Origin of the sequence: Polynucleobacter wuianus (genome assembly GCF_001659725.1) — a bacterium.
Classification (GTDB): Bacteria; Pseudomonadota; Gammaproteobacteria; order Burkholderiales; family Burkholderiaceae; genus Polynucleobacter; species Polynucleobacter wuianus.
This window is the reverse complement of record NZ_CP015922.1, coordinates 548,037-573,408: the sequence shown is the minus strand read 5'-3', so window position 1 is coordinate 573,408 and position 25,372 is coordinate 548,037. Positions and strand designations below refer to the sequence as shown.

The window sequence follows — 25,372 nt, the reverse complement described above, 5'->3', positions numbered from 1 at the left end:
TGATTATTTTGAATTCTTACGCACTAGCTCAATGTCCCCATACAGAGCTCGCGTCTCAGACTTGGTGTTATCAGTATCAGTAAGTAAAGCAATCCCAATCAATTCACCTGGGGCCTCTCCATAAGCACGCTTATAGTCTGCAGCCAAATCGCGTTGATGTTTGTGCCATTGGCCTAAATTATCCCAACCAGAGTCGACAACGATCATTTTGATGCGCGAGGTATGTGCATTAGTGATGATGGTATCGACTGGAGATTTTCCAGACCAGATATACATCAAGGTTGCGTATGGCATTTCTTGACCACTAATGAGATTGGCCATCTCGAAAGTCATTTTTTCTTTGAGGGGGAGTTTGGACTTATTCCCATCAAATGCAACCAAGATACGCAAAGGAGCATCATCGCGCACGCCTTCAGCGTTATCTGCTTCTGGCAACGCATCCAAGGCCTTCCATTCCCACTGAAGCCATAAATTGCTTACTTGGCGTGGGCGCAACTTCACAGCCAAACCAGAGGCAGAGGTTTTAGAGTTAGCACTTAGAACGGTTTTACCTTGATAGTTTTCTAAACGATAAACCGTATTCTTTTTATAAGGTGCGATACGATAGAAATTCCAACCATTCGGCATACCATCACGCGCAGTCTCTGCCGAAAACTTGGGAAGCTCCTCTTGAGCTGGCATTTGATCCACATTGAATGTTTGTCCTGATTCGTTTTGAACCGAGCCGCCGCCAAGACCTGCGCAGCCTGTAAGAGCAAACACTATCGAGATAAACAGAGAGAAAAAGACAGACTTCAGCATGCGCTCATTGTCCCAAATTAATGCTATAGCTGATACATAAAGTGAGTCTAAAATCAGATCATGCGCCAACAATCCCCTTCAAGCTGGGCCGCAATCTGTGTCTGCATTGCAGCGCTAGTCCATTTTGCCCTAGGCTTTGCGATTGAATTCTCGGTCGATGAGGCTCACTACGTTCTGTATGCACAGCATCTTGCCTGGAGCTATTTTGATCACCCTCCTCTAGTAGGTTGGATTCAGTGGCCACTAGTTACACTTACCTCTTGCGAGGGGATCATCCGATTGCTTCCGGAATTACTCTGGATCCTCTCTTGTTACTTAGTCTATCAAGTGACTTTGGAAGTGCATCACTTCATTCAAGGTCGGAATACTGGCTACCTTACCAGCGCATTACCTTCAGCCAATACTTGCGGTCTTATGGCAGTACTTGCCATCATTGCCGCACCAATGCCTCATGTATTGGCGATTGGATTATTACCAGATACATTACTTGCGCCATTAAGTCTTGGTCTGATGCTCGTGGCCTTACGCTGGTTAATCAAAGATCATTTCAGCATTGCAGACTGGCTGGTTACTGGAGTATTGTTGGGATTGGCAGGCTTAAGTAAATACACCGCCGCATTTACCGCTATTGCCCTCCTGCTCATTTTTCTAAGCAATCCTAGAAAGCCATGGATTAATAAGCTTGGTTTTTGGATTGCTGTGGTTGTTGCTCTTATCTTAATCAGTCCCGTGCTCTATTGGAATTGGATAAATGATTGGATTTCCTTTAAATATCAAATGGCCCATGGGGCTGGCAGCGTGTGGCTTTGGCGTCGACTAGGCGCTTATTTAGGTATTCAGGTTTTGGTCTTTGGACCTTTGATGATTTTGGGTGCTTATCTCTTTGTTAAGCACTTCATTCACGGCACCAAACTTTCTTTATTGGCACTGCTCGGATTCTTTGTGATCCCTTTTGTAGTATTCATAAGTCTCTCTGGTGGTGGTGGCTTGCCACATTGGACATCACCCGCATGGTTTTGCTTGGCACCATTTGCTGGAATTGGTTTAGCAAAAGCGTGGTCAACACAACATCATCACCTCATTCGAATTTTATTCATTACACAGATAGCAATATGTTGTATGGGTTTTACTTATGTTCTTTCTGGTGGCATCAGTTCGGCAGCATTTAAATCTAATCCAATTGCAGATCTCTATGGCTGGAAACTCGCAGGTCAAAGAGCGGCTGAGTTAACGCAAGCAAGCAAAGCAAATGGGATTGCTGTTCAAAACTGGACTTTAGGCAGTCGCGCGGCTTGGTATGCCCAACCCATCCCTGTATTTGTTTTGGATGCTCGAAAAGATCAATTCGATCTGTGGTTTGGTCAACTACCACGCGGAGCGAACATTCTCCTCATTAACTGGTCTGGGATGTCTTTTGCGCCCCCAGTAGGGAGTGGGCCTGCTTTTGAACGCTGTGAGCCCCTGGAGACTCTAGAGATCGAGCGATTCGGACAAATTCTGTCTAAATTTGACTTTAGCCTTTGCCGCAACTGGCAAGGCCCTGAATTGACGGAGTAATTCACCCAAATTCAAGACCTTAGGCGCCCAAAGCATTATCCTTACGCCTATGAGTTCAATACCCGAATCCACCCCTGAAACCCCATGCGGGTGGAAATCAATTCTCAAGCGGGCATGGCCCACTATTCGAATTTTGCTGTCAATTGCCCTACTCTGGAAAGCAACCAGCGGAATTGATTGGCACACCCTATTAGATTCCGAAATCAAGATGCAGCCAATGTGGCTCATCGCAGCCGCGGTAGCAATTTGTTGTGCCTTTATTTGTGGTGGTTTACGCTGGGGATTTTTAATGCGCAGTGTGGGCTTTCAAGGCAGCCTTAAAACATATGTCGCACTTTACTTTGCGGGTGGCTTAATAAATCAAGGTTTACCAAGTACGCTCGGTGGAGATAGCTACCGCGCCATCACCGCAACCCACCTGACCAGCGCCGGAAATCTGAGCGAGACAAAAGAGCTTAATGAAGAACTTCATCACTCCGTTGATTTAGAGCATGCGACCCCCAAACTTCGTCTGAGCTTTGCAATGGTATTGGTGGATCGCCTATTGGGTTTGGCTGGCAATAACTTACTTGGTGGATTAGGCTTGATTCTCGGTGGCGCAACACTCGCAGTTTGGGGGCAAGACTTAGGTTACGCAGTGGTAGCTATCATGGTTTTAGCGGGCCTTGTTATTGCTTTCGTTTTAGCATGGACGCCTACTCGCCAGCTCTTGCAAAAATTACTGGATCGCTTGCGCATGAATAATGCAATGCCTGGCATTCACCTGGCTTTTTCATGGCCGATGAATATTCCCCAAGCGCTGTTTGCAATCGGCATACATGGTTTCATTATTTTGGCCTTTGGTTTTTGTCTTCGCGCATATGGTGCTGAAGCGCCTGTCTCTAGCCTGATGATTGGCCTGCCTGCATTAAGTCTTTTGCTGATGCTACCAATTAGTATTTCCGGCTGGGGCTTGCGTGAAGCTACTTTATCTTCCGTGCTAGCTTTATGGGGCGTCAATCCCTCCTTAACAGTATTGGCCTCCATGAGTTACGGCGCCATTACAGTTATCTCAGTGCTACCTGGTGCGTACTTTTTACTAAAACGAAAATAATTCTTTCAGAAAAAAACTATGACTATTAGCGTCAATACCATGCGTGCCATTGATCATTGGGTTGGAGTACCGCTTTGCGCTATTGCCAGTCCATTGGTAGCTTTGATCGATGGCATCAAAAATATTTTCAGCCGTAGACCTCAGGCACCTAAAAAATTACTCTTTATTGAGCTCTCAGAAATGGGAAGTGCAATCTTAGTTGACCCAGCAATGCGTAATGCCCAGGCTCGTGGTGCTGAATTGTTCTTCTTAATCTTTAAGAGCAATCGCGCCAGTCTCACACTCTTAAATACTGTTAAACCAGAAAATATTTTCACCATTGACTCTTCAAGTCTAGGTGGATTAATTAAAGATACTTTGCGCTTTTTAATTGTGGCACGCGCTCACCGCATTGACACCGTGATTGATCTTGAGCTCTTCTCCCGCTTTACCGCCCTACTCACCGGCCTTTGCGGTGCACGTCGTCGCGTTGGTTATCACATCTTCCATGGCGAAGGCTTATGGCGTGGCTTCATGCTCACTCGCAAAGTTCATTACAACCCACATATTCATATTACTAAAAACTTTCTGTCCCTGATTCATGCAGCTTTTGCCAAAGAGATCGAAGTGCCTTTTAGCAAAATTCATATTGCAGATTCAGAAGTGAAGCTAGAGCAAGCGGTCATCAATCCAGATGTCATGAAAAAAGTACTCTCACGAATTGAGCAGAAAGCCTCTGAAGCAGGAATTACATATTCCCATGGCAAAAATCGCTTGATTCTGATCAACCCAAACGCTAGTGATCTTTTGCCACAGCGTCGCTGGGCACAACAGCGTTTTTCTGAATTGATTCAAGCTGTAAATCAACGCTATCCAAATGATTTGATTCTGGTTACTGGGTCGCCTGCAGAATTTGTTTATGTCGACAAAGTACGCTCTGTTGCGAATGTGAAAAATGCCTTGAATTTTGCAGGTCAAGTTACTTTCTCTGAATTGCCGCCTCTGTACACATTATCCGATGTGATGGTAACCAATGATTCTGGGCCAGGACACTTCTCTGCAGTGACGCCACTGAGAACGGTCGTACTATTTGGCCCAGAAACTCCGGCCCTGTATGGCTCAGTAGGCAACTCCATTGCCATTACTGCCAATCTTGCTTGCTCTCCCTGTGTAAGTGCTGCAAACCACCGCAAGACACCCTGTCAAGAAAATATTTGTATGCAGGCTATTACTGTTGCACAAGTATTAGATAAAGTCACATTCCAGTTAGAAGAAGTTGATAAGGCAAAAGGTCGCCAAGCCGGATGAGTAATAGAGCAATCCCCAAGCTAGCTTGGTTTGTACCGCTTATTCCTTTAGCTCTAGCAGCAGCAATTTACTTTGGCGAATTACAGAGCGGTAGTTTTTTATTCATCAATCGCTTTACTAGATCACTGCCAGACATCATTTGGGCATGGCTAACTTTCTTGGGTAATGGCTGGGGTGCTTTTGCTCTCGCCTTTCCATTAATACTTTTAGCACCACGACTGTTAACCGCTGGAATATTTGGGGGAGCAATTTCTGCAATTGTCAGTATTATGCTCAAGAATCTATTTGATCTACCAAGACCAGCAGGCCTACTAGAGGATGGGAGCTTCTATCGCATTGGCGATCCATTGCTTCATAACGCATTTCCATCCGGTCATACTTTGACTGCATTTTCCATTGCAAGCGCTTTTTATTTCGTTTCTGCCCAAGGTAAGCGTAGCCATCTAAGCATTGTCTTTTTTGTAGCTGCATTAGTGGGTTTATCTCGTAATGCTGTTGGTGCACACTGGCTGACAGATGTACTTGGTGGAGCCGGCTTTGGCATTTGGTGCGGCATGATTGGTGCACTTCTGGCTGGACATGTTTCAGAATTCCAACTTAAGCCTAAAAGTATTTGGTCTCACTTGATTGCGCTAGGTGGGGTTGCAGCAATCTATGCACACTATACGCAGATCATGGATCTAGAGTTGAATCTACCGTTGCAGTATGCATCTATTGCTATCGTGGCAATCACATTGGTATTTTATGTAAAAGCACAATTCAACCATTTGCCTGGTACTAACAAATAACTCCTTATGTTTAGCTATCGACATGCGTTTCATGCCGGCAGTCATGCTGACATTCTGAAGCATCTCACCCTAGTTCATCTAGTAGAGTATTTGCAGGAGAAACCCGTTGCGTTAACAATAGTTGATACTCATGCTGGCGCTGGCATTTATAGCCTTCAAGATGGTTTTGCAACCGTGAGCAAAGAAGCTGAAGGCGGAATATTTCGCTTGATGAAGTTCAAAGAAGCGGGCAACCCCATTCCAGAGAGTATTCAAAAATATTTGGACTATATTGAAGCGGAAAATACTGCTGAAGAGCTCAATACCTACCCTGGATCCCCATTCATCTTGGCTCGACTTCTGAGACCACAAGATCGCCTAAAGTTATTTGAGCTACACCCTAAAGAGATTGATATTCTTCGCCACAATATTGACGAATTAGAATGCGCAAAGCAAATCGATGTTTACGCAGTAGATAGCTTTAGCAGACTTAAAGGTTTACTACCGCCACCAAGTAGGCGCGGTCTTGTGCTGATTGACCCTTCATATGAAGACAAACAAGACTATCGTTATCTTGAAGAGGCTATTGAAGAAGCATTACAGCGCTTCGCTACTGGCTGTTATGCAATCTGGTATCCGATTCTTTCTAGAAGAGAATCAGCCGCTCTGCCCGATCGCATGAAAAAGATTTGTGCTCTGCATATACGTTCCTGGCTTCACGCCGAACTTCGAGTTGAGAATGCGCCTAGAGAGCGACGTCTACAAGCTAGTGGCATGTTCATCCTTAATCCACCATGGACTCTTGAAAAGCATCTGGCTGAAGCACTTCCAGTAATTACTAAAGCCTTGGGTATTGATGGTGGAGCGCAGTTCCTACTGAAGAGTTTTGAAGCCTAAAATGAACTGTGACGCTCACTAGTCACGCACATCAATCATGACCTCATTACGCCGCATGAATGGCAAGGTCCAAGGCGGGTTATAGCGAGCAAATTTAGGTGCCCCAGTAGCTTGCAGATTTTTGGTCTTCATCCACTCCTCTAGCTCAAGCGTCTTCTCAGCCACCTTTTGGCTGTTATAAAAACCAGAGAAGGTAATAACAGCCCTCTTTACTGCAGGAATTTGCCTGAGCTGTACTTTTGAATTTAATGGCTTGGGTAAAGTTTCCATGGTGTATTCAGAGGGCATCACAAAGGAAACTGTCCATTGACCAGCATTGCTCTCAATGTTGACTGGCGCAGTCATGGCTATCTTGGCGCTTTTTACGGCTTGCTCTTCTACCGCAACTGGCGCAGTCATGGCAATTTTTTCACTTACCTGATTCTGCCCAAAGATATAAGCAGCAATTAGTCTAAAGCCCTGGCTTGAGGCCTCATCTAGATCGCCTTCAAGCTGAACCTCAGCCAAAATCATAGGCGCATAAGAGCGAAGCTCAAATGGGGGCGTCTTTTCGAGAACGGTGTATTTTGGTTCTTCGATCGCCATTGCAGTCCCAGTAAAAATCAATCCTATAAAAAGAATGCTGTGAGAGATAAATCTTCTCAGAAACATGTTTACCAACTTGCTTTAAGAGTAAATCCTGTAGCGCTGTAATCGAGGCTTGCGTTTGCGCCAACAGGCAAGGTCAACTTATTAGCCTGATGACCAAACGGTAAGTCAGTCAATACTGGAATGTCTTTTGGCAAGCGCTCTCGAATCATCTCAATTGCACGTTCAAGCGTATAACCCTTATCGTTCTCATACAAACGATATGCCGAGAAGCCGCCTAACAATATTGCCGATTGATTGCCAAGTACTCCGGCATCCAATAATTGCATCAGAGTTCTCTCAAGGCGATAGGGATGCTCATTTACATCCTCCAAGAACAAAATACCGCCTTTTGTTTGGCTTAATGAGGGCAAATATGGGGTGCCGATGAGACTCGCAAGCACCGTCAGATTACCGCCCCAAAGCATTCCAGCCTTAACACCTGAGCTTGCTTGACCTAAGAAGACTTGCTTTGAATGAATAACGCAATCTAATTTTCGATCCTGCACTGCGGACAAGAAATGCTTCCACATAAACTCGTCCGGGGCAATCGCTTTGCCAGCCTCATCAATTTTTCCAAAATCGTAATTGAGCATAGGGCCAGATAAAGTGATGGCACCAGTTTTAGCCAAGAGACCAAGCTCAAAAGTTGTGAAATCGCTATGTCCACAAATCTGTAGACCATTCTTTATTGCCTGAGCAATCGCGTTCCATTCAATATTAGGTAGTAGGCGATGAATGCCATAGCCTCCACGCATTGCCATAGCAGTTTGCTGCGGATCTAATGTAGCTAATTGATTCAGCTCATTTAATCGCTGGACATCACTTCCTGCAAAACGCTCGTGAACACGATGCACGCAATCAGGATTATGAATCGCAATCCCCTGATCTTTAAGCCAAGCAATACCAGCCAAGGGACTTTTCTCGTCTAAGCAAGCACCAGACGGTGCAATGAGATGGATAGATTTCAACGGCGCTCCTTAAAGAAGCTACGAAGCAACTGACCGCACTCTTCACTCATAACGCCACCCTCAACACTGGTTTGATGATTAATTTGTTTTGAAGAGAATACATCCAAAACACTTCCAGCGGCACCTGTTTTAGGATCAGGGGCACCAAATACAACTCGGTCTACCCTGGCGTGGAGAATTGCACCCGAGCACATGGCACATGGCTCTAGGGTTACATAAAGAGTGCTACCTGGAAGGCGATAATTTTCTTCTGTATTGGCTGCCTCTCTGAGAGCCAGCATCTCCGCATGAGCGCTGGGATCGTGATTACCAATGGGTTTATTAAATGCTTTTGCAATCACCTGACCATCGCGCACTAAAACTGCTCCAACAGGAACCTCACCTGCAATAGCTGCTAATTGAGCTTGCTCAATCGCTTGCTGCATAAATTGATGATCAAGTTCAGCTTGATTCATTTAGGCAGGATGTACGTCAGCCCAGCAATTTGGAGTTTCATAAAGACGGATCGCTGAGAGTTGAAGGCGACCACCAAACGCTTTAGCAAATACTGGCTGCATGATTGCAAAGGCAACGTTAGCCAAATTCTCCACAGTAGGAACATGCTCCATGATGACTGTTTTGTGATTTGGCAAAGTAGCTAAGAAATTTACAAGACCCTTATCCTCTTTAGCCACTAAAAATGCGTGATCCCATTGCTCGACTATGTATTGGTTAGTCAATTTTTTGATATCACCAAAATCTAAGACCATTCCATCATCAGCTTTACCAGGATGGTCAGCCACTTCACCAGTCAAGGTCACTTCAATAGCATAGCGATGGCCATGCAAGTGCTTGCATTGACCGTCATGATTTGGAATGCGATGGCCTGAGTCGAACTCTAGGCGGCGGGTAATGGAGATGGTGGGTTGTGTACTAGTCATTTGGTGCTTAATAGAATTGGGCTGTGCCCTTTTATCGAATTCCGATCAGTTTATGCGATTGAACACTCAATCTCCATAAAGGGCGTTTTTGGCATAAGCCTACTGCTAGCTCTGTATTGTTTTTGAGCATAGGCCCATCCATTGGTTGCAAGAAGCGATTGCGATAGTCCATCTTCTCGAAACGAGCCATTAATTTTTCTAACGAATCATGTCCAGCTTGCGGCACAACTAATTTCAATTCATTCGCTTGTAGTACGATCAAATCTGAACCAGCCTTTGGGCTTACACAAACCCAGTCCACTCCTTTAGGAACTTTGATGGTGCCATTGGTTTCAATCGCAACCTCAAAGCCTTTTTGGTGGAGCGCAGAAATTAGCTCTTCGTCTAGTTGCAAGAGAGGCTCACCGCCAGTGAACACGACATAACGTTGCTGTGGTCCTGCAGAAGTACTTTTCCATGCAGCCTCAATCGCATCCGCTAAATCCTTTGGAGTCTCAAACTTTCCGCCCCCTAGACCATCGCTACCTACAAAGTCTGTGTCGCAAAATTGGCACACTGCTGAAGCTCGGTCTTCTTCGCGACCACTCCAGAGATTGCAGCCCGCAAAGCGACAAAATACAGCGGCGCGTCCAGCATGAGCGCCTTCACCTTGCAGGGTTGGGAAAAGTTCTTTAACGGTATACATAGCAATTCGCCTATTTTAAGCGCTTTGCTTACTTCCAGGAGACTAACTCCCATTGGTAAAAATCTTCCCAGTAGGGGTTAAACCAAGAAACTCCAAGCGTTATGTACTGGCCACTGCTTCTACGAATTACCCAGCGGCCTATTTCTGGAGAAAACCAAACATCTTCATCGCGGATATTTTGCACCCTGAAGAGGTCATCACTTTGGAAATAAGGGGCTTCATTGTGATAACGCAGGGCTAGAAATTTACCCGCTGGAACTTGAATTTGCTCCCAAGCGATTGCAGTCATATCTAGGCCCCAGTAGTAGTTTTTATCTGGATATCCCGGCACCTGATAACTTGTTTTGTAAAACTTGTCAAAGCCAAGCTGCAGTGTTACTGGCCAAGCCGGAATGGCTGGCTGAAATTTTTGCGGAGTACTCCAGTGCGGGTCTTGCACTAGATAACCCCAAGGTGATTGAATTTCATCTGGCAATGGGCCAGCCTTAACTCCTGACCTTGAAATCCGAATCTCAGCGCCTACCGAGACCACTCTCTCGGTTACCGTGTCTACAACTTCTTGATTAAATACATTGCGAACTTGATAGACCCATTCTTGTCCTGCCTTGGGTGCGCGGACTACCGGCTGAGGTATGGGCTGACCAACATTGATTCCCTGAGGAAACGGCTGCGAAGAAATACACCCCACCAAAAAAACTGGCAAGGTTAATAAAAATAATCTTAGCAAGTGTCTTACTTGTATGAAGTCAGTTGCCATTGCAGGCTGTCTTCTAAGTTAGGCGCACCTAATTGACCTTGGATCATGTATGAGCCGGAAGATTCACGAGCAACCCAACGGCCAATACTTGGGGCAAACCAAACCGTTTCTTTGCGAATGCAATTGACCTTATTGTCGTCTTCACTCTCATAGTTAATTAAACTCTGATAGCGCAAGGTTAAGAAGGTACCGGCAGGAACTGAGATCTGCTCCCATCCATAGACACCCATGTACTCTTGCCAACCAAGTTTGCCATCTGGATAGCCGCCAATACTGTATTTAGTATTGAATTGCTTATTCCAAGTAGCGGTCAACTCTTGTGGCCATAAAGGAATGGCTGGGTTAAAGCTGACCAGCTTAGGCCATTGTGGATCAGTCTGCACCATACCCCAAGGCCCCTGAATTTCACTGGGCAGTTGATTGCCATCAATCGATCTTTGGATCACTATGGTAGATCCAACAGTTGCCACACGTTCAGTGACTAGTCCTATAGTTTTTCCATCAAATACATTGCGCTTGACGTATGTCCATTCCTGACCCACTTGTGGAGGGCGAACCTTAGGAATTGGATTTGGCTGAGCAACTGGTGTCCCGCGCTCATATCCAAGGGGTACACCACAGGCAACCGGTGCCAATGCAGCCGATACAATGAATGTTCGTCTAGATAGATTCATGTGCCTTCCTAATCATTATTAAAGAAACTATACCCCAAGCAGACTGAGCTCATCTTCACTAAACCCAGCCCGTCTTCGCGCTTCCATATTGAAGGGGCCTCTTAATTTTGGCGCACAGTATTTCTTTGCTAAATCCCTATAAGCTGAGATAGGCGACAAACTCTCTTTTACACATAAGAAATTAAACCAATGATTGCCAATTGCTACGTGCCCCACTTCGTCTCGAAGAATGATTTCCAGAATTTCTACTGCGCGCGCCTCTTTAATTTGTTTAAAGCGATCTCGAATCATTGGCACCGCATCGAGACCTCTAGCCTCCATCGTTCTGGGAACCAAGGCCATCCTGGCAATGACTGCATCTTTAGTTCTCTCGACCATCTCCCACAAACTATTGTGCGCAGGAAAATCGCCGTAGGTAAAACCAAACAACTGGATGTATTCATTCATTATGGTGAAGTGATATGACTCCTCTTTGGCCACCTTGAGCCAATCTTCGTAGTACTGCTGAGGCATGTCCGAAAAACGCCAAATTGCATCCAAAGCTAGATTGATCGCATTAAATTCAATATGTACTAGTGAATGTAATAAAGAAACTCTACCCTCTACCGTATCCATTCTTCTTTTGGGGACCTGCAAGGGAGGAATTAACTCTGGTTTAATTGGTCGGCCAGGCAGATCGAGATTTCGCTCACTCAATACTTCAAGGGAATTAAGGGTGATCCGCTGCGCTTGATACTCGTCGAATAATTGAGAGACTCGACCTACCTTGATTTGCGCATCTGTAATCGCCAGAATTTCAAGGGCGGCTTGGCGTAACTCAATCATTTACAAGTGGAGTAAGATTTATTCCCACTCAATAACAACGTAAGTATTTTTATGTTTATAATCAAGCACTTACGTTCTCCAATATCCCAGTGTGTAACTTTTGTGTAAGAGCATTTATGTAAACGTATCTTACGCAACTGTCGTAAAACACAATGATAACAACAACTTAAGCAAATTGCGGTTACACGACTTGCGACAAAAAAAGAGGGTTAATAGTCTCATTAACAGGTATTACTTAAGTATGACTCTCTCGCTTGTTAAGTAATCCAACTCAGCGTCAATCATTGCTTTAAGTCTAGTCATTACCTTCAACCTAACAGCGTCATCCGTGTTTATGTAGTTCATATCAAGCTTAAACACCAGCTTATCTTCGCTATCGTCAAAGCCTACAGTTAGCATTTCTTGTGTCATAACTGTATTTTAAAGTCTTTATGCACCAAATACGATCGCTTACTTGCTTATGTAAAGTGCCGTTACAACAGCAAAACCAATAAAAAACAGCAATGCAAGTAGCTTCCAAGTTAATTCTTTATCTTGTTGCTCGCTAACGCTATCGCTTGGGGTGTGTAAATCCTGTATTTGCTCTATTTGTTGTGCTTGTTCTGTATTGATTAAGTTATCTAAGCGTTGCCTATAACTTAAGCCTGTGCCTGGCAAACCTACGCTACCAGTAACTTTATCGCCACGTATATTAAGTCTTGCTCCACGTGTACCAATGCTTACGCTTGCACCAGTCTTGCTTAAGTTAAGCGTTAAGCCTTTAAATAATGTAATGCGTTTTTGTAAGCGTAAGCCCATATACCTATTTCTTCTTCTTAGCTAATGTAAATAACCCTGCTTCAGCCATAACAAATAAGCCTAAATTACGTATGCTATCAGTAATACGCTTTGTATCATTTCCATCAAATAGTCCAGTAGCGTATTCATATGCCAACCAAATAACAACTGTGATTGCAATAGACAAGAACAGCTTATTGGATTGCTTTATGACTTGATTTGCATTTTCCTCAAGCACTTCAGCAGGTATTACATCGGGAATAGTGGCATTACGGCTTAACAATATACTTTTTGCAATTACTACAGCTTCATCATTAAGTTTGCTGTATTTAATAGCATCCTGTAGCTCTAACGTAGACAACGTATTTAGGTGTTCTTGCAATTCCATAGTTAACCTCAACTTGCGTCATATGTTTGCACTACGATTACATCATCTAAAGCACATTCATTTAAAGCGTTGCTATCCATAACAAAGTCACTAATCCAGCCGTCCTTTATTACGCCATTCTTAGCATTAGCTTCAATTAAAGCAATTTCGGGTATTAAATCTTTTGCTTTAATTAAGTAATAGGAAGAAGCAACTTGATAGATTTTCTCAGCCTTGCCAGCATCAACCAATCTATCAATCCACTTAGTTGCACCAAGTCTGCCTAACCAGTCGCCATACTCAACTTTAGTATTGTTGTTAATTATGTGTATTTCCCAGCCAAGCATAGCAATCCTTAAATTAGTAAACCACCATCATCTTGCTTCTTAGCACGCTTCTTCTTAACTACAGTAGCTGGTAACAAGCTGGTTAACTCTTCGTAACGCTTAAACAAGAATGCAACTCTACTTGCATCATCATCGCCACCTTTGTAGCCATATGCTTCATCAACAGCTTTATCTAAGTCTTTGTGTGCCTTAACAAGCTCAGTAGGCATTGCTATCACCTTGTAAGCATCACCTACAGTTGTGTCCTTTAAATTAGCCCTAATGTCCAACACTTGCTGTGAACATTTCTCTATATTTGCTCGTAATACCTCATCTAAATTACTAACCCAAACGAAATTGTTATAAACAATACCACCAGAATATCTATAGTCACTCTTCAATCTACCGCAAACAGTCCTCATCCAAGCATTGTGCAAGGAACTACTTAATATACCGAAATGATAGAGAGAAGCATTCGGTAAAGCATATGCACTATCAGCACAAATTACTTCCTTACTAACGTAAGCAATTGGAATAAATTTTCTGTTTTCGGATGAATGCCGCGGAATAAGCAAATAATCCGCACTAGGTTGCCGAATATCGCCAAATAAAGCAGGAATGTCCTTTTTAGAATGCACAGAACTTGTCTTACTCTTTTCACGAAAATCCCTTACAGCTTCAACTCTATTTTTTATTACTTTATTGCTAACAATTTCTGTTGGTGTTGCATCCTTAAGCCAAAAGCAATATCGCCATTCATTGCTTAACATTTCCTTAGCTCCACCATATTTCTTAATGTATTTTTCTAAGCTACTATCAGCACTTAATATTGCGTTCTTTTCATCTTCAGATAACAATAAGTTCCCATCATCGTAAGGGATGCTACCTCTAATTAAGTCCGGCAGGTTTGGACAAAGGACATTAGATCTATTTTCAATCAATACATTAGCGGCATCAACAAGATATGGGTTAATTTGATTTGCTATTACAAGAACAGGATCTGCCTTTAAATTTTCATATGTAAATAATTTCTTAGCTCCACCACTATGTTTACTAAAGCCGATAATTACGCAATGAACAGCTGCAACTCCTCTACCTTCGTTACTCCACCTAAATGTTCTATGTGCAAAATTAATTGAAATGCCGTGTTTAAATAATACTTTCCACAAAATAGCAGGTTGCTCGCCTTGTGCAATGCTATTTGTAGATACAAATGCACACTTAATATCACTGTTTATATCAGTGTAATAAGTAGCCTTAACATACCAAGCACAAACATAATCTAATTTACCAGCACCATCAATATTATAAAAAACACTATCCATCTCACTTTGTTGTTCTGTATTTTTTAATGCTGCACCGATAAACGGGGGATTGCCAAACACGTAATTGCAATCTTCTGCTTTAACTATGCTGTTCCAATCCGTGCGTAATGCATTACCGCAATGTATATGCGGCGTAGCAACTAAAGGAACAGTTGCACGAGTTTCACCAAACCTATTACCGCTTTCTAAGTTAAGTTGATGATCTGTTATGTACATTGCTACACGTGCAATATGTACAGCCGCTTCATCAATCTCAATTCCATAAAACTGTTCAATGCTTACTTTGCAATACTCTTTAACGTCTAATAAGCCACCTTGTTCACCTTTAAAGTACAGCTTAGCAATAACGTCATTCTCAATACGTCTTAATTCTCTGTATGCAATAACTAAGAAGTTGCCACAACCACAAGCTGGATCAAAGAACTTAAGTGTATGCAACTTATCGTAAAGTGCCTGTAATTTAGGCTTAGTAATTGCTTGCTCGAATTCCTTATGCAACTCATCTAAAAATAATGGCTGTATTACTTTAAGTATGTTGCGTTCGCTTGTATAGTGTGCGCCTAACTCTCGTCTACTCTCTTTGCGATGTGCTGTGTCAGTAGCACCAGCCTCTAATACACTTTGAAACATTGCTCCAAAAATAGCTGGCGAAATTCCACTCCAATCTAATTCTGAACACTTAACTAATATTGTTCTTAAGTCAAAGTCAAAGCTAGGGATAGATATTTGCTCTGCAAACAGTCCACCATTAACGTACTCAAAAGCCTTAAGTGCTTCATCTAAGTTTGTTTGCCGTTTGTCGTGTGCTGTATTAAGCACTTGAAACAGCATAGCAATAGCCATTCCTAAGTCGCTACCATCTTCCTTAGTCTTAGCTACCAGCTTCTTAAACTGTCCATCCTCACCAAATATCCCTGTATCGTCTGCAAACAAGCAAAATAGCAATCTAGTTAAGAAGCTCTCTAAATCCCTACCTGTGTAGTTAGCTTTAAGTAAAGCATCGTGTAACTTGGCAATCTGCTCTACAGCTTTACGGTTAATTGGTAATTCCTCGCTGTAAGCAATAACTCGCTTATCAACCAAAAACATAAACCAATCAGCTCGTTTGCTAATCTCACTTAAGCTACATATAAGTGGCTCTTTATCTAAGCTGTGTAGGTTATATAGGTGAAATGTTTGAAAATCGCTAATTAATATGTACTGCGGCTTTTCAAACTCATTAGTAATTGCCATTGCATAGTCAGTTGCCTGCTCATATGCTTTATACAAATCCTCGCCAGTTGTCTTTTGCTCAACCAATAACACGCCAGGTATAAAGCTATCTATATAACCCCGTGCATTGCCAAACTTAATAACCTTCTTTTCGAACATTGACGCAGAACTCTTGCTTAATCCAAAGCAAGCGTAGAAATCACGCATAAATTGCTGTGCGTATTGTTTCTCTTCCCTGTCGTTCTCGTGTTCTTTCGCAAATAGCTGTAAGCGTCTGCGTACTTCATTAATTGTTATATCTGCCATAAATTACATATTAACCGTATTGGACTAAGGATAAACACTAATGACTTTATGCAGAATATAGGGATATAAAGCTAATGACAATAGGTTTTATTACTATTCTGTTAAACATAACCACTTGGAGAATTGAATATGGCTACAGGGACACGTACACGCAAGGTAATGACGGCAGATGACTATAAGGCGAAGTTAGAAAAGGCAAAAGAGGCATACAAGGCATTAGAGCAAAAGGCTTATGCAACAGAGTTAGAGGCACTTATTAAAGGACAGAATATTGTTTCTGCTATTAATGCGATTAAAGCAGGGACTAAAGATATTAGCGATATTGCAATATTGACGGCTATTGGTAAAGCGGCAGGGATTAAGAATTTTGCAATTACACAGACTGAGGTTAAAAAACGCAAACCAAAAGTAAAGTAACCTATGCCACGTAAGCCAAGCAAGACAATTGAAGAGCAAAAGTATGAATTACAGATGAAAATTGCTGAACTTAAAGAGCAATATGAAACGCAACTTTACTTTGAAACAATGCCTAAAGTTGATCCAATGTACAGCTACAGTTATCAGCACTCAAATATGTCAATTGCAGGTGAGCATCAGAATGTTGACGCTTGGCTACGTGCTGTAATTAAGCATATGGGCTTAAGATTGCCAGGACACGGCGGACAAAAGACAAATGCTCTAGTAGTTTCTATGTTTAAGGATTTAAGACAAACAAGCGAAGATATGTGGATTGAATACGTATCACGTAAGTTACGTAAACGCTCAAGAAGCAGAGTTAAGAAAGTAAAATAATGGAATATGAAAAGTATGCTGAACTTAAGAGGGATGTAGAAGTTTATTTTGCAGAAATTATTAAGCAACGTTTTTGTGAATATGTTGATGAAAATACCTCGTTACATTTTTCACCTGATGCTCAATCGCATAACTTAATTAGTGACTTATTACGTAATGAAGGTTTTGATGTATTTGGTATGAATATCAATATGGATGGCTTTCAGTTGTTACTTGACTTTAGGCACGATTATTTAATGATTGAAAATTTCCCATTTACACGCTTATTAGTTGACTTTAGCAATGACGGTAATTATTCCGTATATTTAGATGAAAATAGTTTTGATGATGATTGGACAACATACTTAGCAGATGATTGGAAGCGTTATTACACAATGAAAGAGAACGATTTAGTTAAAGTATTAAGTGATATGAAAAATACACACTTAACGCTTCGACTAAAGAGCTAACTTACGCTAAATTAACTGCCTTGCGTAACATATCGTCATTAGCATCCACGTAAATTGAAGTAGTTTGTATGTTCTTATGCCCCAATAACTTCTGCAATACACGTATGCTTACGCCTTTGTTAGCAATCTCTGTAGCAAATGTACGTCTGCCTGAGTGACTTGAGCAATTTTGTAATCCAGCACCTTTGTAAATATTGAAATACAACTGGCAGAGAGTATTTGGCGTGAAACCATCACTATCTTCTTTTTGTGAATAGATGAACTTAACATTAACGTCTTTAGGTTTGTAGACTTTAGCGTATTGCTGTAATTCCTTCTGCAATTTCTCACTAACAAATACTGTACGTGCTTCTTTAGTCTTAGTATCTTCTGCACGCAATCTAATTTCGTTACGCACCTTACCTTCTGCATCAATTACGTCCGAATACAGCAAATTACTAATTTCTCCGCAACGCATACCTGAATACATACTGATGGTTATAAGCGCCCTATTTCGTAATGCGTGCTTTCTTGTTGCAACGTAATCTAAAACTCTACGCAACTCTTGTTGATTTAATGTTTTTGCTTGCTTAGCCATTGTTTTCACACCTAAATATAATTTTGCAATAGCTATATATTGTTTTCTTTTGTTATTTTTTCCTACCTCTTTTTGATTTCTTTGCATTAAGTATTTTCTTTCCAATAATCAAGTGGTTACGCCATTTTCAAAAATAATCCTTATTTTTGTATAAAACTAAACATTGTTGTATTTAGTGGTCGTGTTGTCTAATTCCCACATTTATTAACAGACTTGTTTAAAGCGTCACAGTAGCGTTTGTAAAGTTCTCAGCTACGCTTGCATTCAGCTTCTTGTTTTAAGTGCTTACATCGTTGATTTGAGCTGTTATGTTTTGTTGTTAGTAAATTTTAGGTAAAGCTTCGCATTAAGCATTAAATAACAGTAATGCTTGCTCGTTACCAAATTGTCCAAACCTGCTTAATTACAAGCTGTTTTCTACGCCAATGTCGCTTAAGTAGATTTGGGGTTGTTTAATGCTTTGTATTCGCAAAGCCTCTACGTTGCCAACGTTTGCTTCTTTTGTAATGTAGTCAAGCCAGCCATAAGTGTTGCTTAGTGGTTTGATGACAATGCTGTGATGTGCAAAGTCACAAGCCCACCAAGCTCGTTCTATTGTGTTTCGAATATCAATGTTTTCGGGTAAGTTACCGATTGCTAAGTGTGCGTGTATGCGTTTGTCGCTAATTAAGCCTTCTATGCTTGTAAGCATTGTGGGCTGTGAATATGCCTTTGTTGATGTGCGTTTTGTATCCTTTCCGTAAGCCATAAATGCCAACTTAGCGTAAAAATAATCTAAAGTGCTTTCTGCCACTTCTTCGTTTAACCATTTCCAATCACCCAAAACCTTCTTATCCGTCCATTTATAGCTTTCTGGTTGGTACTTTTGGGCAGTGACGAATACGTTATTGGGGTTTTGGGTGCATTTGGCATAGCTTTTTGGTAGCACGTAAGCACGTGTTTTAAACGTCACCGTTACAGCGTGTGTAAAGCGTGGGCTTAATTGGTTAATTGTTGCTACGTAAGCTTGCTTTAGAGCTTGGTGATTAGACATATAGTTATTTATCTATATGCGTATCAACCTATTTAAAAACCATAAATCACAACATTTAAGGTGAGAAATGCTGGCAGATTTCGGTAGGAATTGCTAAAAATCAGCCATATATTAGCTTTGCCCATTAACTTATCGGAGAACTTACAAATGAGCATAGTTACAAACTTAAACCTAATCACTACAGCTAAACCAAGTGCAATTTCACCAGTATTGCAACGCAGAACAAAGATGCTTGCTAAGGTACAAGAGCAGTTAGATATGTGTGAAGCTAAACGTAATCAAGTTCCATTCACACCAAAACGTCTTAAAACCGTTGTTAACAAGGCAACTGGCGAACGTACAACTGTTGAGACTATTAAGCGAGTTAAGGAATGGTTTTGGTTGAGTACTGAAACTGGCAAGATTAACTTGGCAATTAAATATGGTGCTAAGACATTAAAACTTAATAAGAAAGGTGCTAATGCTATTGAAATTACTAATGGAACTGAGTTAATTGGCACTTTGCACAAACTTAAGGAAGCTGTGATTGCTGGTGAATTTGATGATGCTATTAGTGAAGCTAGTGATGCAACACGTAAAGCATTTAAGAAATAGTGTTAGTTACGTGCCCCATCGCTGATATGTGTTTGGGGCACGTAATGTAAGAAAACAATAAATACTGTTATGAGACGATATAAAGCAATTGTGAATGCAAGTGGTATGTGGGTTGAAACTATCTTGTATGCACAAAATCAAGCACAAGCATATAAGTTATTTCAAGCAATATTCGGAAGTAGTAATGTGCCACATCAACCTACACAACTTTAGTACTATGAAGATACTTGAAATTACAGCAATTAAGCCACCTACTCCACAGCAAGCACGGATTGATGGACTTAAGAGACAAAAAGATGCTAGTACGAAAGCACTACAAGCTGAACGTGATAGGCAGAAGATTGCTAAGGCACAGCAAAAGATTAAGGATGTACAGCTTGGCAATTAACTATTTAGGCACAAGCATTCCATTAATGTATTCGTAATCTGCCAATGCATTACTAACCATCTTGTCTTCTGTCGTGTGGTAGTAAGTTTTTTCAATTTGCGTAATACTGGTTCCACAAATCTCTGCAACTGCGGCTGGCGGCAAGTTGCTATTAACACGTTGCGTAATAAAGTAATGTCTAAAGCTGTATGGCACTAAGTCACGTGTTTCAATATTCTTAATTTCTGCCAACTCAAGTATTTTATTAAAGTGATATCCGATAGCACGCGGTGTTATTGCTGTAGTACCGTTTGTACTAAAAATTAGCTCAGTTGCAATATGTTGTTTGGCTTGTTGCTCAGTCATTTTTTGCGTTAGCTTAGCTTTTCTAATTCTAAAAATTCCTTCCAAGTAACCAAAATCTTTAATAACAAACTTTCTTGTTTTCCCAACCTTGCTTGTTTCACCTCGTACTGTTATCTTAAGCAAGTCAAATCTCTTTATTCGAGCTTCTTTATGCTCCATATCTACAACATCAGCCCAGCGTAGTTGCAATTGCTCTCCACGCCGTAATCCTGTAATTGACGAAAAACCCAAGTAATAACCAGTTATTGCTTGTATTAAGTTAGTGCTATTCGTTAAGTCTTTTTCTGCTTCCTTAATATAAGCATCCAAAGTCAAACTAATAGCCTTAAATTCGTTATCTGTAAATAACGCTCTTCTATTCTCTTCTTTTCCTCTATCTAGCTTAGGCAATGGCTTAAAGTCAAAAGCTTCGATATAAGTTTCTTTCCTCTTATACAGCCAAGACAGCATTGCATTAATTGTGCTTTGCTCATTCAAAACTGTAGTTTGACTTATCTTTAAGCCTTTCTTAGTCTTAGTGCGTTCTGCATAGTAATTCTCGCAATCTGTACGCTCTAATTCCTTAAGTTTTGTATCACGCCCAATAAATTCAAGCCAGTGCTCTAAGTGCGTGTTAATTGTTGAATATCTACCTTTAACAATTAATCCTGCTTCCACGTCCTTTTGTCGTTGCTCTAAATACATAGCAACACCATCTTTAGTAGTAATTGAGAAATAAGACTTACCTTGCATCTGCAAAGCCATAAGTTCGTGATAGTGCAACTTGGCTTTATCTTCTGCTGTGCTTCTATTTCTTGTCTTTAAGCTAAATCGTGCGTATTTACGCTCTTTAGTAAGCCAAATTCGAAACTGCCAATAATCTCCACGCTTATAAATTACAGCATCATCAAATATTGCTATTTCATTTTCGTTAAATTTTATTTTTTTACTTGGCATTACTTGCTTAGAGTAACTACGGTTATGAATAGCTACGGTGTTGTGTAGCTTTACGTGTAACTGTAAATTAATAAGCTAAGAAAAACAATGACTTAATTGTTTTTGTGAAACTTTTGTGTAAGTAAAATAACTATATAAATCAATTACTTACGTTAAAATTCTCACTCCCACTCGATCGTTGCCGGAGGTTTTCCACTGATATCGTATACAACACGATTAATACCGCGCACTTCATTGATGATGCGATTAGAAACTTTACCAAGTAACTCATGCGGTAAATGTGCCCAATGAGCCGTCATGAAATCCTGTGTCTGTACTGCTCTGAGCGCCACGACATACTCATATGTTCTACCATCACCCATGACACCAACGGATTTGACTGGCAAAAACACGGCGAATGCTTGGCTAGTCAGGTCATACCAAGATTTTTGACTAGCCTGATCTATCGTATTGCGAAGCTCTTCAATAAAGATCGCGTCAGCACGTTGTAAGAGGCTAGCAAATTCAGCTTTAACCTCACCCAAGATACGAACACCTAAGCCTGGCCCTGGGAATGGGTGGCGATAAACCATCTCACGTGGCAAGCCTAATGCAACGCCGAGCTCGCGCACTTCATCTTTGAATAATTCACGCAAGGGCTCAAGCAACTTGAGGTGCATATCTTCAGGAAGGCCGCCAACATTATGATGACTCTTAATGGTGTGGGCACCCTTCTTGCCTTTACCGGCGGATTCAATCACGTCTGGATAAATCGTTCCCTGCGCCAACCACTTGGCGTTCTTGATCTTGCCAGATTCAGTCTGGAAGATTTCTACAAATTCTTTACCGATGATCTTGCGCTTTGCCTCAGGATCAGGGACACCAGCTAACTCACCCATGAATTTTTCTTTAGCATCAATACGGATAACCTTCACACCTAAATTGCGTGCGAACATTTCCATCACCATGTCGCCTTCATTTAAACGAAGCAAGCCATGATCTACGAACACGCAAGTCAATTGATCGCCGATCGCGCGATGAATCAATGCAGCAGCTACGCTAGAGTCAACACCACCGGACAAACCCAAAATGACCTCTTCATTACCAACTTGCTTACGTATATTTTCAACTGCTTCAGCAATGTAATCGCCCATCACCCAATCTGGCTTGCATTTGCAAATCTCATGTACGAAACGCTCAAGAATTGCTTCGCCCTGAATGGTGTGGGTTACTTCTGGATGAAATTGGAATGCATAAAAGCGACGCTCTTCATCTGCCATACCTGCTATTGGGCAAGACTCCGTAGAAGCCATCAGCTTAAATGATGGCGGCATGCTAGTTACTGAATCGCCATGACTCATCCAGACCTTCAGGATTCCGTGGCCTTCACTAGTAGAGAAGTCTTGAATACCTTTAAGTAAATGAGTGTGACCATGGGCACGTACTTCAGAGTAACCAAACTCACGTGCCTTACCTAATGACTCGGCAGATGCTACTGCGCCACCCAGTTGATTTGCCATAGTTTGCATGCCGTAGCAAATACCCAGTACAGGCACGCCTAACTCAAAAACGATTTGTGGAGCGCGAGGGCTACCATCTTCTGTTACTGAACTAGGACCACCAGAAAGAATGATTCCCTTGCCACCCTGCTCTTGAATAAATTTGCGAATGAATTCTGGATCGCAATCGTAAGGGTGAATCTCTGAATATACTCGTGCATCACGTACACGACGGGCAATTAATTGAGTTACTTGCGAACCAAAGTCGAGAATCAGTATTTTGTCGTGCACGAAAAGGTAAGCCTTAATTTCAGCTTTTTAGTTGTTAATCAATGTGGTAATTCGGTGCTTCCTTAGTGATCTTCACATCATGAACGTGTGACTCGCGCACGCCTGCTGATGTAATTTCCACAAAATTGGCTTTTTCATGAAGTTCGGCAATGGTCTTGCAACCGAGATAACCCATAGAGGAGCGAATGCCACCAGTGAGTTGATGCAAGATTGCTAATACACTGCCTTTGTAAGGAACTTGTCCTTCAATACCTTCTGGCACGAGCTTCTCAGCATTCGCAACGATGTCGCTCTGGAAATAACGATCGGCAGAACCATCAGCCATCGCGCCCAAAGAACCCATACCGCGATAACTCTTATATGAGCGTCCTTGATATAAGAAGACTTCGCCTGGAGCCTCTTCTGTACCAGCGAACATACCACCCATCATCACAGAACTTGCGCCAGCAGCTAATGCTTTAGCAACGTCACCGGAATAACGTACACCGCCGTCAGCTATCAATGGAATGCCTGTACCTTTTAAGGCAGTGGCAACATTCACAATCGCAGTAATTTGTGGAACACCCACACCGGCAACAATACGAGTAGTACAAATGGAACCTGGGCCAATACCAACCTTCACACCATCAGCACCATGATCAGCCAATGCTTTGGCAGCATCACCGGTAGCGATATTGCCACCAATTACTTGTACCTGTGGATAGTTTTTCTTAACCCATTTGACGCGATCTAATACACCTTGGCTGTGTCCGTGAGCGGTATCGACCACAATCACATCAACACCAGCACGCACCAACAACTCAATACGCTCATCGTTATCAGGGCCTACGCCGACCGCCGCACCAACGCGTAGCTTACCTTCGCCATCTTTACAAGCATTTGGATGCTCAGTGGCTTTCAAAATATCTTTAACAGTAATGAGACCACGCAATTCAAATTTATCATTGACAACTAGAACGCGTTCAAGACGATGCTGACTCATCAAGCGTTTCGCCTCATCTAATGAGCAACCTTCTTTTACTGTTACTAAACGCTCACGTGGAGTCATTTTGGTTTTAACGGGTGCATCCAAGTCTTCTTCAAAACGTAAATCGCGGTTCGTGATAATGCCGACAACTTCTTTGCCCGTCAGAACTGGAAATCCTGAGAAGCCATGCTCTCGAGAAAGTTGAATGACTTGACGCAAGGTGACATCTGGACCGATTGTGATTGGATCGCGCAAAACACCAGATTCATAACGCTTGACTTTAGCCACCTCCCGAGCTTGTTCTGCAGGCTTTAAGTTTTTATGAACAATGCCGATACCACCTTCACTAGCCATGGCAATTGCCAAACGACCTTCAGTTACGGTATCCATCGCTGCAGATACCAACGGTGTATTAAGTGAAATATCTCGAGTTAATTTACTTGCCAAGTTGGCATCTCGAGGGAGCACCGAAGAATAGGCCGGTACGAGGAGCACATCGTCAAAAGTGAGTGCTTTTTGAATGAGTCGCATGCAAAACCCCTAGTCGCAAAAACAGATTATAGCCTCCTAGCCTTCTTTTTGGCTGCGGCAGCCTGGAATTTGGCGTCCTGGTTCTGGTTGGCTTTCTTACGCCGTACTGCTTTGGGGTCGATTAATAGTGGGGAGTAAAGCTCTAAGCGATCTCCGGCGTAGATTGGGCTATTCCACTCCTTACGCTTGCCAAACACTCCAAAACAGCCTTTCCTGGTCAAAGCAGGATCATCCTTGCTTGTTGCCAAGCCCGCCCGAAGAAGAGCCAAACCAACGGTAGGCAACTCATCAGGTCCGATAGTGAGTTCAAAAGGGCTCAAAGTCGGACTGCCCTGCCTCGCATCACAAATCCAGATATTAATAGTGCGACTAGCCATAGAGCTCTTCTGCGCGCTTTACAAAACAGTCAACAAATGTTCCGGCAATGTGCCCAAAGACGGGACCAATGATCTTGTCAAGAATCACACTCTTAAATTCCCAATGTAGCTTGAACTCAACCTTGCATGCATCTTCACGCAGAGGTATGAAATTCCACTGGCCTGAGAAGTGCTTAAATGGGCCGTCGACAAAAACCATGTCAATAGTCTCCGGGCGATGGTTCACATTACGAGTATGAAAGAACTGATTGATACCCTTAAAGCTGATAGTTATTTTGGCATCCAATACAGTCTCAGTCTGCTCAAAAATTTCCACCCCGCCACACCAAGGCAAAAACTCAGGATAACGCGCTACATCGGTCACCAGGCCATACATTCGGTCGGCTGATTGGCCAATTAAAACGGTCTTGTAGACGTCTGCCATAATCGATCTTGGAAGC

General features: G+C 42.2%; 32 protein-coding genes. 11 read left to right on the top strand and 21 right to left on the bottom strand.

Going from position 1 to position 25,372, the window contains the following annotated elements; all coding sequences use genetic code 11:
* Positions 1-3: 3 nt before the first annotated feature.
* Complete coding sequence (locus A8O14_RS03070) at positions 4-801, bottom strand: DUF3047 domain-containing protein (protein WP_068948170.1); 798 nt, start codon at positions 799-801, stop codon at positions 4-6.
* A 60-nt stretch (positions 802-861) separates the two neighbouring features.
* Between A8O14_RS03070 and A8O14_RS03065 the strand changes: the two genes are divergently transcribed.
* From A8O14_RS03065 to A8O14_RS03045, 5 genes are read left to right on the top strand one after another with little or no spacing between them, the layout of a single operon-like run.
* Entirely contained in the window at positions 862-2,358 is a 1,497-nt protein-coding gene (locus A8O14_RS03065) for a glycosyltransferase family 39 protein (protein WP_068948169.1), read from the top strand.
* 49 nt (positions 2,359-2,407) lie between these two features.
* Complete coding sequence (locus A8O14_RS03060; RefSeq protein WP_068948168.1) at positions 2,408-3,451, top strand: lysylphosphatidylglycerol synthase transmembrane domain-containing protein; 1,044 nt, start codon at positions 2,408-2,410, stop codon at positions 3,449-3,451.
* An 18-nt stretch (positions 3,452-3,469) separates the two neighbouring features.
* A complete protein-coding gene (locus A8O14_RS03055) occupies positions 3,470-4,738 on the top strand; it encodes a glycosyltransferase family 9 protein (protein WP_082913082.1) in 1,269 nt (422 codons plus the stop codon).
* Positions 4,735-5,526, top strand: coding sequence for a phosphatase PAP2 family protein (locus A8O14_RS03050; RefSeq protein WP_068948167.1), 792 nt, complete (start codon positions 4,735-4,737; stop codon positions 5,524-5,526). Before A8O14_RS03055 ends, A8O14_RS03050 begins: the two co-directional genes overlap by 4 nt.
* Positions 5,527-5,532: 6 nt before the next feature.
* Positions 5,533-6,402 carry a 23S rRNA (adenine(2030)-N(6))-methyltransferase RlmJ gene (locus A8O14_RS03045; protein ID WP_068948166.1) on the top strand — a complete coding sequence of 290 codons (870 nt, stop codon included), beginning with the start codon at positions 5,533-5,535 and terminating at the stop codon, positions 6,400-6,402.
* Between the two features lie 18 nt (positions 6,403-6,420).
* Here A8O14_RS03045 and A8O14_RS03040 read toward each other — a convergent pair whose 3' ends face one another.
* From A8O14_RS03040 to A8O14_RS02980, 13 genes are all read right to left on the bottom strand, one after another.
* Positions 6,421-6,987 carry an SOUL family heme-binding protein gene (locus tag A8O14_RS03040; protein ID WP_068948165.1) on the bottom strand — a complete coding sequence of 189 codons (567 nt, stop codon included), beginning with the start codon at positions 6,985-6,987 and terminating at the stop codon, positions 6,421-6,423.
* Between the two features lie 68 nt (positions 6,988-7,055).
* Positions 7,056-8,000: an LD-carboxypeptidase gene (locus tag A8O14_RS03035; protein ID WP_068948164.1), complete on the bottom strand. Its 945-nt coding sequence runs from the start codon at positions 7,998-8,000 to the stop codon at positions 7,056-7,058.
* Positions 7,997-8,455 carry a tRNA adenosine(34) deaminase TadA gene (tadA, locus tag A8O14_RS03030; RefSeq protein WP_068948163.1) on the bottom strand — a complete coding sequence of 153 codons (459 nt, stop codon included), beginning with the start codon at positions 8,453-8,455 and terminating at the stop codon, positions 7,997-7,999. Before tadA ends, A8O14_RS03035 begins: the two co-directional genes overlap by 4 nt.
* Entirely contained in the window at positions 8,456-8,920 is a 465-nt protein-coding gene (gene queD, locus A8O14_RS03025) for a 6-carboxytetrahydropterin synthase QueD (protein ID WP_068948162.1), read from the bottom strand.
* 31 nt (positions 8,921-8,951) lie between these two features.
* On the bottom strand, positions 8,952-9,605 hold the full coding sequence (gene queE, locus A8O14_RS03020; RefSeq protein ID WP_068948161.1) for a 7-carboxy-7-deazaguanine synthase: 654 nt from the start codon (positions 9,603-9,605) through the stop codon (positions 8,952-8,954).
* 28 nt (positions 9,606-9,633) lie between these two features.
* A complete protein-coding gene (locus A8O14_RS03015; RefSeq protein WP_068948160.1) occupies positions 9,634-10,362 on the bottom strand; it encodes a hypothetical protein in 729 nt (242 codons plus the stop codon).
* Positions 10,338-11,036: a hypothetical protein gene (locus A8O14_RS03010; RefSeq protein WP_068948159.1), complete on the bottom strand. Its 699-nt coding sequence runs from the start codon at positions 11,034-11,036 to the stop codon at positions 10,338-10,340. Before A8O14_RS03010 ends, A8O14_RS03015 begins: the two co-directional genes overlap by 25 nt.
* A gap of 27 nt (positions 11,037-11,063) precedes the next feature.
* Positions 11,064-11,861, bottom strand: coding sequence for a ferritin-like domain-containing protein (locus A8O14_RS03005; RefSeq protein WP_068948158.1), 798 nt, complete (start codon positions 11,859-11,861; stop codon positions 11,064-11,066).
* 231 nt (positions 11,862-12,092) lie between these two features.
* Complete coding sequence (locus tag A8O14_RS03000; protein WP_068948157.1) at positions 12,093-12,272, bottom strand: hypothetical protein; 180 nt, start codon at positions 12,270-12,272, stop codon at positions 12,093-12,095.
* Between the two features lie 39 nt (positions 12,273-12,311).
* Positions 12,312-12,659 (bottom strand): DUF4236 domain-containing protein, encoded by a 348-nt coding sequence (locus A8O14_RS02995; RefSeq protein WP_068948156.1) that lies wholly within the window; start codon positions 12,657-12,659, stop codon positions 12,312-12,314.
* A 4-nt stretch (positions 12,660-12,663) separates the two neighbouring features.
* On the bottom strand, positions 12,664-13,026 hold the full coding sequence (locus A8O14_RS02990) for a hypothetical protein (protein WP_068948155.1): 363 nt from the start codon (positions 13,024-13,026) through the stop codon (positions 12,664-12,666).
* Positions 13,027-13,034: 8 nt separating this feature from the next.
* A complete protein-coding gene (locus A8O14_RS02985) occupies positions 13,035-13,352 on the bottom strand; it encodes a hypothetical protein (RefSeq protein ID WP_068948154.1) in 318 nt (105 codons plus the stop codon).
* Between the two features lie 8 nt (positions 13,353-13,360).
* Entirely contained in the window at positions 13,361-16,174 is a 2,814-nt protein-coding gene (locus A8O14_RS02980; RefSeq protein WP_068948153.1) for a class I SAM-dependent DNA methyltransferase, read from the bottom strand.
* Positions 16,175-16,303: 129 nt separating this feature from the next.
* Here A8O14_RS02980 and A8O14_RS02975 point away from each other — a divergent pair, with 129 nt between their 5' ends.
* The 3 genes from A8O14_RS02975 to A8O14_RS02965 are packed head-to-tail and all read left to right on the top strand — an operon-like array spanning position 16,304 to position 17,415.
* Complete coding sequence (locus A8O14_RS02975) at positions 16,304-16,591, top strand: hypothetical protein (RefSeq protein WP_068948152.1); 288 nt, start codon at positions 16,304-16,306, stop codon at positions 16,589-16,591.
* A gap of 3 nt (positions 16,592-16,594) precedes the next feature.
* Entirely contained in the window at positions 16,595-16,966 is a 372-nt protein-coding gene (locus A8O14_RS02970) for a hypothetical protein (protein ID WP_068948151.1), read from the top strand.
* Entirely contained in the window at positions 16,966-17,415 is a 450-nt protein-coding gene (locus tag A8O14_RS02965; protein WP_068948150.1) for a hypothetical protein, read from the top strand. The genes A8O14_RS02970 and A8O14_RS02965 overlap by 1 nt, the downstream gene beginning before the upstream one ends.
* A gap of 1 nt (position 17,416) precedes the next feature.
* Here the strand turns inward: A8O14_RS02965 and A8O14_RS02960 are convergent, their stop codons facing one another.
* Positions 17,417-18,079 carry a tyrosine-type recombinase/integrase gene (locus A8O14_RS02960; RefSeq protein ID WP_228385102.1) on the bottom strand — a complete coding sequence of 221 codons (663 nt, stop codon included), beginning with the start codon at positions 18,077-18,079 and terminating at the stop codon, positions 17,417-17,419.
* Positions 18,080-18,395: 316 nt separating this feature from the next.
* A complete protein-coding gene (locus tag A8O14_RS02955; protein WP_068948149.1) occupies positions 18,396-19,025 on the bottom strand; it encodes a hypothetical protein in 630 nt (209 codons plus the stop codon).
* Positions 19,026-19,172: 147 nt separating this feature from the next.
* Here A8O14_RS02955 and A8O14_RS02950 point away from each other — a divergent pair, with 147 nt between their 5' ends.
* The 3 genes from A8O14_RS02950 (at position 19,173) to A8O14_RS11840 (ending at position 20,007) form a co-directional block, all read left to right on the top strand.
* Positions 19,173-19,619, top strand: coding sequence for a DUF6641 family protein (locus A8O14_RS02950; RefSeq protein ID WP_068948148.1), 447 nt, complete (start codon positions 19,173-19,175; stop codon positions 19,617-19,619).
* A 69-nt stretch (positions 19,620-19,688) separates the two neighbouring features.
* Positions 19,689-19,832: a hypothetical protein gene (locus A8O14_RS11845; RefSeq protein ID WP_015421393.1), complete on the top strand. Its 144-nt coding sequence runs from the start codon at positions 19,689-19,691 to the stop codon at positions 19,830-19,832.
* Between the two features lie 4 nt (positions 19,833-19,836).
* Entirely contained in the window at positions 19,837-20,007 is a 171-nt protein-coding gene (locus A8O14_RS11840; RefSeq protein WP_191904667.1) for a hypothetical protein, read from the top strand.
* Here the strand turns inward: A8O14_RS11840 and A8O14_RS02940 are convergent, their stop codons facing one another.
* From A8O14_RS02940 to A8O14_RS02920, 5 genes are all read right to left on the bottom strand, one after another.
* Positions 20,008-21,288 (bottom strand): tyrosine-type recombinase/integrase, encoded by a 1,281-nt coding sequence (locus A8O14_RS02940; protein ID WP_068948146.1) that lies wholly within the window; start codon positions 21,286-21,288, stop codon positions 20,008-20,010.
* Between the two features lie 161 nt (positions 21,289-21,449).
* Complete coding sequence (gene guaA / locus A8O14_RS02935) at positions 21,450-23,057, bottom strand: glutamine-hydrolyzing GMP synthase (protein WP_068948145.1); 1,608 nt, start codon at positions 23,055-23,057, stop codon at positions 21,450-21,452.
* A gap of 34 nt (positions 23,058-23,091) precedes the next feature.
* Positions 23,092-24,555, bottom strand: a complete 1,464-nt coding sequence (gene guaB / locus A8O14_RS02930; RefSeq protein ID WP_068948144.1) for an IMP dehydrogenase — start codon at positions 24,553-24,555, stop codon at positions 23,092-23,094.
* A gap of 26 nt (positions 24,556-24,581) precedes the next feature.
* Positions 24,582-24,932, bottom strand: coding sequence for an RnfH family protein (locus tag A8O14_RS02925; RefSeq protein WP_068948143.1), 351 nt, complete (start codon positions 24,930-24,932; stop codon positions 24,582-24,584).
* Complete coding sequence (locus tag A8O14_RS02920; RefSeq protein WP_068948142.1) at positions 24,925-25,356, bottom strand: type II toxin-antitoxin system RatA family toxin; 432 nt, start codon at positions 25,354-25,356, stop codon at positions 24,925-24,927. The genes A8O14_RS02925 and A8O14_RS02920 overlap by 8 nt, the downstream gene beginning before the upstream one ends.
* Between the last annotated feature and the right edge of the window lie 16 nt (positions 25,357-25,372).